We start from the raw sequence: 11,230 nt of genomic DNA on the forward strand, positions 1-11,230 counted from the left end.
CGTTGCAGCCGCCTTGAAGTCGGTTACGCGGCGTTGCTGCGCTTGTCGAAGGCGACCAGTGGATTGTCCACCATGCCCTGGAAATCCGGTACCGGGCGCTCGTCGTCATCGGCATAGCCATGCGTGAACAGGCGAACCCGGTTCAGGCAAAGGCGCGGATATTCATCGCCGAAGAGATCGAATGTCGCGAAACGAGAGGCCATCTCGGGGAAGCGCTTCTGATAGGCGAGTATGCTGCTGCGCGCCAAAGCCCAGAAGGCTTGCTCGGAGAGGCCGGAGCGCTGGTCGAGCAGGACCGACATGTAGCGGAAGACGCATATAAAGAGCGTCGTCTGGATGAAATGGATCAGGAAGTCCGCAGGCAGGCACAGGAGAACCGCCCGGACCTCTTCCGGCAGGGTGGCGCTTTCGGGAAACGCCTGATCGCATACAATAACGTCGTCGATGAAATCGCGCAGTGCCAGACGCTCCGGCCGGCCGTCCTTGAGAATAAGTGTCGCATTCTGACCGTGCGCCGAAAAGGCAAGGCCGTGCTTCGCGAGCAGATGGAAGACCGGCGGGATCACGACGTCGAAGAACCGCGCCATCCATTCCGAAACCGTCATGCCTGTTTTTTCGGCGAGTGCCTGAACCAGCGGCTTGCGGTCCGTGCCGGCATGGAGGAGGGCGGCAAGTGGCATGCCTGTTTCGCCGGACTTCAGATGCGCTGCCAGACTATCGCGCCACATGCAGCCTAGCATTTCGTTGAACTGATAGGGCGCGCCCTCAATCGCGGAGAATTGCGGATGGACGTAGTGCATGCCTGCGCGCTCGCCTAGAAGAACGAGACCGCACTCCTCGGAAAGGAATCGGTCCCTGGCGAGCAGTTGGTCGAGCCACGTCGTCAGCGGCGCAGCCGTCAGCGCCCGCTTGCCGGGTATACCGCGATAGACGGCCGTGTTCAGGATGGTCATGCATAGCTTCAGCGTCGACTTCTCCGGATGGGAGATGTTCGACAAGGTTCGGACCGATTGCTGCGGCAGGTAGAGATCATCACCCTCGCCGAGAAACACGATGTGCCCTGCTGCTATGTCGGCGGCAAAGTGCGCAACGATCATGTGATCCCATTGCCATGGATGCACCGGCATCATGTAATGCGTGTCGACTGAACCGCCTCGCACGGCGAGCGTGGCGCAAAACGTGTCGAAGCGCGACACTCCGACGGCTTCGCGGACAAGCCCCTCGTTGGTCAGCGTCTTTTCCGCGACGAAGGAGGCGCGCTCCTTGCTGACACCGAGCCAAAGCACCTCGGTCGCCGTCCGGTTTTCTGGCGTGTAGGCAAGATAATCGGAATAGCCGAGGCCGATGCGCCCCTTGCTGACGGTGACCCACGGATGACCTGTGGTCTCGCCTTCCATGTTAATGTCATCGAGCTCGGCAAGTTCGGCGCCGGTTTTGGCCGCGCGTGCGGCAATATGGGCGTCGGAAAGGAGCGTGTTGCCGAGTTCTTTGATGAAGTGTGCGACCGTCATCGGCTTGACGCCGAGCTTGGGCAGCACCTCAGCGCAAAAGGCCAGCGGATCGTGAAGCGGGGTATCCGTATTGCCGTGTCGCTTCGACAAGCTCGCAGGATCGACCGAAAGGTTGTCGAAGACATAGCGCTTGGCTTTGAAGCGATACTGGCACTCGCCGAGATCGATGCGGTAGTGCCCCGGTTTTTCCTCCAGAACGCCGAAGACACGTTCATAGGCGAATTCCTCGACGACTTTGGCCAGAAGGCGTTTGGAGACCTGCTGCCAGAGCTCCTCGGAAAAGGCGCCGGGAAGAAGGGGATCATGATGCATGGGCATAGTAATCTCCTGAAATCGAGGACGAACCGGTCTGACTGGAGGGCAGACCGAACTTTTGGAACGATGCCGGCGCGTTGACGCGGTAATGTTCGCGGCCGAGAAGCTGATTGACGATGACGCCATTGCGGAAGGCGCCGAGGCCGAGATCCGGCGCGCCGACGCCGTGGTGGAAGGTTTCGGCATTCTGGACGAACACATGGCCGTAGCCGTCGTCGCTGCGGCGTGCACGGAAATCCTCGCCGACCATCAGGTCGCCCCGCTCGCAAATCGCTAGAACGCTGCCCTTCAGCGACCCCAGCCATTCCGGCCAGGCATGCCGGTACCCCGTTGCGGCCACAATCGCGTCGGTCTCAACCGTTGCCTTCTCATCCAGATGGTTGTGGTTGATGCCGATGCGCAACGACCCCGATGCCCCTGCGCTCTCCAGCGTTTCGACCGCACAATTGGAAAAGAGTGCCAGGCCTGGATCGCGTCCGCCCACCGAACGTTCATACATGAGATCGAAGATCTCACCGATGGTCGAAAAGCTGATGCCCTTGTAGAGCAGGCCTTGATTCGCAACGATCTCGCGACGTCTGGCCGGCGCGATTCGATGGAAATGGCGCATGTAGTCAGGCGTGAAGTATTCGAGTCCCAGCTTCGAATACTCCATCGGGAAGAACCCCGCCGAGCGGGTGATCCATTGGATCGAAGCGCCAGCTGCGACCATCTCCGGCGTCAGATCGTTCAAAAGCGCAAGAACGCATTCTGCGGCGCTTTGCCCTGAGCCGATGACTGTTACACGGCGTCGTTTCGAGAGCTCCAGACGCCGCCTCCCGAATTCGCTGGAATGCATGAGCGGTGCCACGGTCTTGATCTGCGCCCACTTCGGCAGGAAAGGAGCCGTGCCGACACCGACCGCAATGTTTCGGCTTCGATAGTGCTGCTTTCCCCCCAGGGCGGATCTGCTTTCGACAATGAAGCTGTCGGATGCCGGCTCATGGGCGACGTCGACCACTTCCTCGCCGAAGCGGCAAGCGGAAAGTTGCTGCGAGGCCCAGCGGCAATAGTGATCGTATTCCTGCCGCGGGATCATGAAGTTTTCGTAGAAGTAGAACTTGTAGAGGCGATCGTGCACAGCAAGGTAGTTGAGGAAGCTCAGATGATGCGTCGGGTCCGCCATTGTGACGAGATCCGCTATGAAGGGGACCTGCAGCGTCGTCCCGGGAAGAATGAGACCTTCGTGCCACCGGAACACCGGTTTGCGCTCGAGAAACACGCTCGAGAGATTTTCGTGGGAAGAGAGAAGGGCGGCAAGGCCAAGATTGAACGGCCCGATGCCGATCCCCACTAGATCGAAATCCGTCATGATCATAATCCGAATTGTTGAATGAAGCGTTCCCGGTAGCAGAACATCAGTTTGGCGCGCTTGTCGGGAAGGTCGATTTCGCCCTGTTCCTCGAAGGCGCAGGCTGGTGCATAGCGAAGCAGGCGCCGGGCTGCGACGCTCGGCTCACCGACTACCTTTTGCGTTCCCGGGTCATCGAGAAAGAGGAAGCGGGTGAAGGCACGGATGACTGCGGGCGCGATGCCGCGGCCGAAAAATGAAGGTTCGCCGACCAGCATGTGCCAGCCCCTGTCCTTTTTCTCTGCCGGATAGTAGCGGCCAAGCACATCATCCTTCGCCCAGTAGGCTTCCCAATAGCTCATCGGGGTCCCGTCGATGAGGCCGATATACGGATCCTGGTGCGGATCGGCGAGGTTGATATCGATATAGGCTGCGATGTCTTCGATCGGTTGCGCCATCTTCCATTGCGGCACGACATGCGCCTGGTTCATCCACCGCCAGAGGAGCTGAAGATCGCGCTGCTTCTCAAGAAGGCGGAAGCTGATCGTCCCGCGGATGTCGGGGTCGTAGCGCGAATAGGCCAAGGCAGTGTCCAGCTCGCTCCTCTCAAGCATCTGCCAGAACCTTTTCCGGTTCAAACAGGGGGTTGGTGATTTCAAGGTAGACCGATTGCGTTTCAAGCGGGCCGACGAGCTCGTCCATGCGGGCAAGCCGCGTCTTGAGATTCGCCTTGCATTGTAGCGTCGGCGCCAGCATCTTGCGCACAATAGGGGAATTCGCCCCCTCAAGCGCCTCGAGCCGCAGCAGCTCGCTCCGCAACATCGCAAGAAGGGCGGTCTCGCTGACGAGTCCCTCCCGCCCGAGCGCTCCAACCATGCCGAGAACCGAATTGATGAAGGCGTAGTAGAGCAGGCGCTCATCGACCGGCTCTTCGCCAAAGACGGACTCGCTTGGCTCTCCGAAGCCCGGCAGCGCCTCGACAAGCGCTCCGTGTGCACGCTCATGATGGAAGAAGCCCTGATTATCACGGTAGAACAGGCCGATCGGATAGCCGCGCTCAATTTCGACCAGGATGTTCTGCTGGTGCGCCTCCATGGCGATGCCGTGGCGTAGATAGAGCCCAAAAATCGGCCGGACGAAAATCGCCAGGAACCGCTCGAACCAATCCCTCGCAACGATATCGAGCGGGCGTTTCTCCAGGCGCGCCCGGTTTCGTATCAGCGCCCCGAGCCGGCTGCCGCGGTCCGGCAGATGCTCGCAAACGGCCGCAAGCAGCGACACATTGCGATCGGCATCCGCGCCAGTAAAGGGATTTTCACGCATCGAGAGGGAGAGACCGTCGACCAAGGTGCCGTCAATCTTGACGCCCATAAAGGCCGGATCCGGAATGAGTGTCAGGCCCGGATAGCTGCGCGAGAAATCCTGCCATAGCCCGTGGCGGCGGAAGCGGTACATGTCGTCCCCGCGGAGGAGTTCCCGGGCAAGATTGACGCGGACGGAATTGGTGATGCCGACGCCCAGCGACATCTTCAGCATGAAAGGCGCATCCGGGCGGTAAAGGGTGCGCACGGACGATGTCGGGAACCATGGCTTGCCGGCCTCGCCGCAATCGATTATACGCCCGCCCGCCACGAGAGCTGCCACTGTGGGATCCTTCAGCATCTGGTCAGCCTGCCAGGGGTGCACTGGCAATAGAGCGAAGTCGCCTACGGGCAGACGTGCCTTGAGGGCATCGATGTCGCTCCCCATTGCCTCTTTCAGCCATTCTTCCGCCGAAGGCGAGCCCTCGGAATGGCCGGTATGGAAAAGCCCGCCTTCGACGGCGAACCAACGCAGCGGGAAGCCGGCGGCGAATTCGGGGGAGTAGCGCCGCGATTCCGCTTCCGTCATGCCTTCGCGGCTTTTCGGGCAGGGATGAATGCCGTGTCCGGCAATCAGCCCCTGTTCCGCCGCGACGAAAGAGACCTCATTGCCCGCGAGTGCGGCCAGGTCACCGTTGCGGGCTTGAAGCGCCGCTTCGATCAGGAGCCGGCTCGAATGCGTGCGGCTTAGCAGGTCGGCACGGCCGTCTTTCGCAGCATTGGAAGGTTCCAGACGCTCGATAACGGCGGCTATCGCTTGCACGGCATCGACCGCCTTCGCCCCATTTTCGTCCGTCAGCATCACCGGCTCGCCGAAAAGATGGTGACCGGTTGCCGAGCGGTAGTGAGCGGGTAGGCCGAGGCTCCCGCCGCCGTCGGGGAAGGTCAGCATAAAGCGCAATTGGCCTTGCGTCTCCAACCAGCGGACGTGATGGGAATACTCGCGTGCTACGCAGTTGAGAAGGGAGCGCAGGGTAAGCGTCGCAGCGTTATGGGCGTGCATGATGGGTCTCCAGTTCGCGGGCCGTTTCGCCGATCGCATCGAGGATGCGGTGGACGACATCGGGGGTTGAACGCGGATTGAGCAGGGTGAGCTTGAAGTGGACGCGGCCGTCGAGAACGGTCGTCGCAAGCGCCGCGATGCCGGCGTTGAAAAGCGCCGCTCGCGTCTTCAGCGTGATTGCATCGGCGAATTTCGGTCCCCTCGCCGAGACGTAACGGAAGAGAACCGTCGACAACGACGGTGGCCTAGCAAGACTCAAGTATTCCCGTGTCTTCACTGCTTCCGCGGCGGCAGACGTATTTTGCAAAGTCTGGCAGATCAGAGCGTCCAGCCCGTCGCGGCCGATAGCGCGCATGGTCATGAGAATCTTCAATGCGTCGGCTCTGCGCGTCGTCTGCATCGAACGCTCGACGAGATTCGGGGCGTCGGCAAAGACTGCATCTTCGGGGTTAAGGTAATCCGCCTTGCTCGCAAGCGGTGCGAAATCCGCCCGGTCGCGCAAAAGCAGCGCGCCGCAACTGATCGGCTGAAACAGCATCTTATGAAAATCGAGCGCGACCGAGTGGGCACGCTCCAATCCCTTAAGGCGGCTGCGATGGCGGGAAAACAGAAGCCCGCCGCCGTAGGCAGCATCCACATGCATCCAAAGCTTCTGAGCGGCGGCCAAATCGGCGATGTCGACGAGCGGATCGATGGCGCCGAGGTCGGTCGTTCCCGCCGTGGCGACCACGGCGATCGGTATGCGACCTTCGCCGGCCAGCCGCAGCAACTCGGCTTTAAGCGCGTGCACTGACATCCGGCCATCTGCATCACATGGAATAGCGATGACCGCATCTCCGGCGAAACCCAGTATCGCGGCGCTCTTGCGGATACTGAAATGCGCATGTGCCGACGTCAGGATGACGCCTGCTTTGCGCGCTTCGGGGCCGCACCGCACCGCGGCCAGATATAAGGCGGTCATGTTCGACTGGGTGCCGCCGCTGGTGAAATTGCCGCTTGCCGAGGCCGGCAATTCGGCCAGTTGCGTGAGGCAGGTGAGAACGTGCTCTTCGACGAGCGTGGCGAAGGGCGATTGATCCCACGAATCGAGCGACTGGTTGGTGGCCGAGATCAGGACCTCCGCCGCGAGTGCAGGCACCGCGACGGGGCAATGGAGATGAGCCATTGCCGCCGGATGACCGACCGTCATAGCATGCTCGAGCGCCGGTCTGCCGATATCGGCAAGTGCGGCGGCGATCCCCGTCCCGGCCTCCGGCAGCGGATCGAGATCGTCGAGGAGGCCGCGTAGCCCCTGGACGCTCGTTCCGGAGTAGAGACCGCTTGCGGCTGCCGTTTGATCGACCACCATGTCGATGGCCTGCAGCATCGCGTTGCGGAATACCAGGCGTGACTCGCTGTCGGTGCCGAGTATCTGGTCGGCGTGATCAGGTTGGTTGGTCGGTGGGGTTCTGAATGCAGCGACGTTGATGTTCATGCCGCCTTGCGTCCACGACGCTCGAATGCGGCGGCAAGAGCGCCAGAGACCTGATCGATCTCCGCGTCGGAGATTACCAGCGGGGGCAAGAGGCGTAGCACGCTGCCGTAGCGGCCGCCTGTTTCGAGAATGATCCCGGCACGGAACATCTCGTGCTGGATCGTCCGTGCGATCTCCTGCCCATGCGGCGGATGGCCGAGCGCATCCGGCAGGCCATCTGGATCGACGACTTCGACGCCGAGCATCAGGCCTTCGCCGCGCACTTCACCTATGTAAGGCGTCTGTGCCGCGATCCGTTCGAGATTGGCGCGAAGCCTTCGCCCGGCGATCGCCGCTCGTTCGACAAGCCTGTCGCGCTCAATGATTTCCAGCGTCTTGGACCCGGCAGCCATGGCAAGCTGATTTCCACGGAAGGTTCCGGCATGCGCGCCCGGTTCCCAAAGGTCGAGACCCTCGCGGTAGATCACGACCGCAAGCGGCAGTCCGCCGCCGATCGCCTTGGAGAGCACGACGACGTCGGGAATGATGCCGGCCTTCTGGAAGGCGTAGAAGCTGCCCGTGCGCCCGACACCGCTTTGCACTTCGTCGACAATGAGGGGGATGCCGAGATCGCGCGTCACGCGGCGGACCGCGCGCAGCCATTCGACCGGAGCGGGTATGACGCCGCCTTCTCCCTGCACGGCTTCGAGAATGACCGCGGCTGGGCGGTTGAAGCCCCCCTCCGGGTCACGCAGTGCGCGCTCGAAGTACTCCGCGGCGAGGGTTGCAGTCTCGTTGCCCCCACGGCCGAAGGGGCAACGATAGGCATAGGGGTAGGGAAAGAAATGCGCACCGGGCACCAGCTGGCCAACGGAAGCTTTTGGTCCAAGCGAGCCCATGAGGGAAAGCGAACCCTGCGACATGCCGTGATAGGCGCCCCGGAACGAGACGACGTCGGTGCGGCCTGTCGCCGTCTTCGCAAGTTTGATGGCCGCCTCGACGGCATCAGTACCGCTCGGCGAGCAAAATTGGATCTTTGCCTCGTCACGAAGTCCGGCGGGGAGGGTGCCGAAAATGTCGGCGACAAAGCGGTCCTTCACCGGCGTCGTCAGATCTAGGGTGTGGAGCGGCAGGCCCGAACCGAGGACCTGCTGCAGCGTCTCGATCACTTCCGGGTGGTTATGACCGAGCGCCAATGTTCCAGCGCCTGCGAGGCAATCAAGATAAGATCTGCCGTCGACGTCGGTAACTGTGCAGCCGAAGGCCGATTTCAGCGCGACGGGAAAGCGGCGCGGGTAGCTGCGGGCATTCGACTCGCGTCTTTCCTGTCGGTTGAGATAAAAGGCGTTGTCAGCGCGTGCGGAAGCATCCATGAGATCAACTCCGTTCAAGATTTTCGATGACGTTCGGGCGGCTAACTCAGCCGGCGCCTCGGCCTAACTCTTTACAATCACTCTGCTTCTGCGATTTTCAGGTCGATCGACCTGAAGTCATCATGACCTAGAGGTGAAGGACGCGCTTTGATCCTTTCCAGCATCCAGACGGACAATCCGATGCCGAGCACGGAAATGAACGTCGCCGAGGAGAAGAGCGTCGCATACCCGTATCGGTCGGCAAGATAGCCCGCGACCGAGGTACCGATCAGATACACCACCAACTCGGCGCAGCTCAGGATGGTGAAGTCCGTCCCAGGCTGGTCGTCGGACGAGGACGCCATAAAGAAGGAATAGATGGCGACCAATTCCATGTAGCGGATCAGGGTCTGGAAGGCGGAGGCGGACATTACGATGGCTATACCGGGCCATATGCCGAAGGCATTGAGTGCGAAGGCAAGGAAGCAGAGGCTGCGAAGCCCGCCGAGCAGGATGAGCGTCGCCGTCAAGCCCGCCTTGCGGATGATCAGCGCGGCGATCAATGCGCCGAGAAGCCCCGCTGTCGCTGCGGCCGCCCCGGACATGTAGCCGATCCACTCGGTCGGCACTTTACTGTCGACGAGGTAAGGTCCTTCCATGCCGCGCACGAGGCCCTCGCTCGCCCTATAAGTGAGGGCGAAGGCAAGGATCATCCAGGCATTCGGCCGCTGGAAGAAGCTGAAGAGGCTTGGTCGCATGCGCGGCGGCGCTTCCGGACTAGCTATGGCCTTATCTTTCATCCAGACCGCCGCGACCAGCGGCAACAGGGAGAGGCACGCGACAAGCAGGATCGTCGGCCGCCAACCGATCTTGTCGAAAAGGACCAGCGTCAGCGTACCTCCGACAATGACGCCAAGCGCGACCGATCCGGCCTGGACGGCATTGCCGATAGGCCGCGTCCTGCCGCTAAGGTGGCGCACTGCATAGCCATCAGTGGCGATATCCTGCACCGAGGAAAGAAGCGTAATGCAGATGCCGATCGCGAACAGCGCGCCGGCCTGGTCGAGCTCGACCAGCGCCATCGATGCTATACCTGCACTGACGAGAAGCTGTGTCGGCACGACCCAGCCGCGCCGGTGGCCGAGCCCCGGCCACGGCGTCCAACGATCGATGAGAGGCGCAACCGCGAATTTCAGCACAAGCGGCAACATCAGAAGCGAGAACAGACCGATCGCAGTGCGCGATGCGCCGCTCTCGCGCATCAAGGGCGGAAGGGCCACGAGCAGGAGGTAAGTTGGGATCCCCTGGGCGAGATAGAGTCCGCCCAAGACCGCGTAAAGCCTTCCTGCACCTGCCGCCGTCGACCCTTCGCGGACCGCTGGAGAAGTCTTCGCAATTGTCATGATAAGGATCCGATCCTTGGACCACAGCGGCGAACATCGAAAACTGCCACTGCCGGGCAACATTGTTTGATGATAAACATGAGTATCGTAATCATCTTTAAATGGGCGGCCGGTGAACGGCTTGGATGTGAGCGAACCTGATTAAGACAATAGCGAACGCCCTTTTGAGAGTGGCGATAGGACGTCACAAGAGCGCTTACTCTGCTGAAATACTCGGGCGAGGAGAAAGAGACCAGCCGACGCTTCCGGCGCAGCGTCGAAGGCTATGATCACCCTCGGCCCGAACTCCTTATCTTATCTTATGGGGCAGCCACCCGGCGTGGCGGCGCTTGCGGTTTATGCGCGGGCCCTCAGTCAGGTTTAGGAGGATGCAATGGTCGAGGTGTTGATCAAGCTCGTCGTCGCCGTCGCGCTCGCAACCCATCTTATCGTGACGCTTGTCGGCCAGACGTTTCTCGGTTGTAGTGACAATTTAGTCTTGGTCTAGTCACAGAGCGTGATGCTAGGCACACCGGTCGGCGCCTTTCGGTCGACATGGTCAAGCGCGTCGTGACGCGCGACCACGGAGCTCCGCCTGATTCCCGACGGAATACGACTTCCTCGTCGTGCTCGCACATCAGGCCGGCCGCGTGGTCACCCACAGCACACTGCAACCTCCATCTTGGGCGTCGCTCACGGGAGGACATTTGAGAGTCTACATCCAGTCACTGCTTGGCAAGATCGAACGGGATCCCGGCAATCCAAAGATCGTCCGCAGGGACCCGGCGTCGGTTGCGGCTTCGTGGGCGAACGGGGATTGAGGAGCTCGAGCAGCCGACCCCATCATCGAGCCCCGGCGGCGGTGAATTCTCTGCAGGGCAATTCCAGGAACAGTGAGCAGCGGTTTCCGAATTGCGGGAAACGAAGCTGGAGCATTTCCGTGCGGAGAAGAGTGGGGGTCGCCATGTTCAACCCCCTTATTCATTGGCCTCTGGGCTGTTACTTCGGGTCGTCGCGCCAGATGCGCTCTACGGCAATGAAAGTAAACGAAGCCGACCAGGCAATCAGAACGAGCCCGTTCAACCCTTCCAGTCCGGCAAGAATTCGCATGTCGCCTGTCGCGTAGACATCGCCAAACCCCATTGTACTGTAGCAGGTCAGCGAGAAATAGAAGAAGTCTGTGGCGTTTGAGCCTGCCAGCCCTTCGAGTGAACCGAATTCAGGATGGTAATGCATCCAGGCAAAGGCCAGAGCGTAAAGGCCGACGCCGAAGAGGTGAGCCATAAAGGCTGACCCAAGAAAAACGACCATTTCAGCTCGTTTTGAAAGCACCTTGCGTCGACGCAGGATCGCTACGCCGGTCATGATTTCAAAATGAGTAGCGCTTGTCACGGTGATGAGTGCGGCGGAAAGCAGGCAGACCAACACAATCCCTGGCACTTATCAACCTCGCCCTGTGCTTGCCGCAGTACGACGGCGCCTCAAACGCACCAACTCGACTCGACGACGCTGGTACAACCACC

Annotated in this window: 8 protein-coding genes; all 8 read right to left on the reverse strand. The window is 61.0% G+C overall.

The window, feature by feature from the left end:
- Positions 1-23 precede the first annotated feature (23 nt).
- The gene (rhbF, locus tag AC5J09_RS03920) at positions 24-1,829 is read right to left on the reverse strand and encodes a rhizobactin siderophore biosynthesis protein RhbF (protein ID WP_494296926.1); all 1,806 of its coding nucleotides are present in this window, start codon (positions 1,827-1,829) and stop codon (positions 24-26) included.
- Positions 1,813-3,177, reverse strand: coding sequence for a rhizobactin siderophore biosynthesis protein RhbE (rhbE, locus tag AC5J09_RS03925; protein ID WP_338280147.1), 1,365 nt, complete (start codon positions 3,175-3,177; stop codon positions 1,813-1,815). The genes rhbF and rhbE overlap by 17 nt, the downstream gene beginning before the upstream one ends.
- A 2-nt stretch (positions 3,178-3,179) precedes the next feature.
- A complete protein-coding gene (gene rhbD, locus AC5J09_RS03930; protein WP_338280149.1) occupies positions 3,180-3,770 on the reverse strand; it encodes a rhizobactin siderophore biosynthesis protein RhbD in 591 nt (196 codons plus the stop codon).
- Entirely contained in the window at positions 3,763-5,520 is a 1,758-nt protein-coding gene (rhbC, locus tag AC5J09_RS03935; protein ID WP_494296927.1) for a rhizobactin siderophore biosynthesis protein RhbC, read from the reverse strand. Before rhbC ends, rhbD begins: the two co-directional genes overlap by 8 nt.
- Positions 5,507-6,994 carry an L-2,4-diaminobutyrate decarboxylase gene (gene rhbB / locus AC5J09_RS03940; RefSeq protein WP_494296928.1) on the reverse strand — a complete coding sequence of 496 codons (1,488 nt, stop codon included), beginning with the start codon at positions 6,992-6,994 and terminating at the stop codon, positions 5,507-5,509. Before rhbB ends, rhbC begins: the two co-directional genes overlap by 14 nt.
- Positions 6,991-8,367 carry a diaminobutyrate--2-oxoglutarate transaminase gene (gene rhbA, locus AC5J09_RS03945; RefSeq protein ID WP_338280915.1) on the reverse strand — a complete coding sequence of 459 codons (1,377 nt, stop codon included), beginning with the start codon at positions 8,365-8,367 and terminating at the stop codon, positions 6,991-6,993. The genes rhbB and rhbA overlap by 4 nt, the downstream gene beginning before the upstream one ends.
- Before the next feature lie 56 nt (positions 8,368-8,423).
- Positions 8,424-9,728 (reverse strand): RhtX/FptX family siderophore transporter, encoded by a 1,305-nt coding sequence (locus tag AC5J09_RS03950; RefSeq protein ID WP_494296929.1) that lies wholly within the window; start codon positions 9,726-9,728, stop codon positions 8,424-8,426.
- Positions 9,729-10,706: 978 nt separating this feature from the next.
- A complete protein-coding gene (locus tag AC5J09_RS03955; protein ID WP_338280155.1) occupies positions 10,707-11,147 on the reverse strand; it encodes a potassium channel family protein in 441 nt (146 codons plus the stop codon).
- Positions 11,148-11,230: the final 83 nt, after the last annotated feature.

The sequence above is a fragment of the Sinorhizobium sp. genome (assembly GCF_059070375.1).

Coding starts and splice junctions, on each gene's coding strand:
- rhbF (WP_494296926.1), bottom strand. CDS start 1,829: ATGCCCATGCATCATGATCCCCTTCTTCCCGGCGCCTTTTCCGAGGAG.
- rhbE (WP_338280147.1), bottom strand. CDS start 3,177: ATGACGGATTTCGATCTAGTGGGGATCGGCATCGGGCCGTTCAATCTT.
- rhbD (WP_338280149.1), bottom strand. CDS start 3,770: ATGCTTGAGAGGAGCGAGCTGGACACTGCCTTGGCCTATTCGCGCTAC.
- rhbC (WP_494296927.1), bottom strand. CDS start 5,520: ATGCACGCCCATAACGCTGCGACGCTTACCCTGCGCTCCCTTCTCAAC.
- rhbB (WP_494296928.1), bottom strand. CDS start 6,994: ATGAACATCAACGTCGCTGCATTCAGAACCCCACCGACCAACCAACCT.
- AC5J09_RS03950 (WP_494296929.1), bottom strand. CDS start 9,728: ATGACAATTGCGAAGACTTCTCCAGCGGTCCGCGAAGGGTCGACGGCG.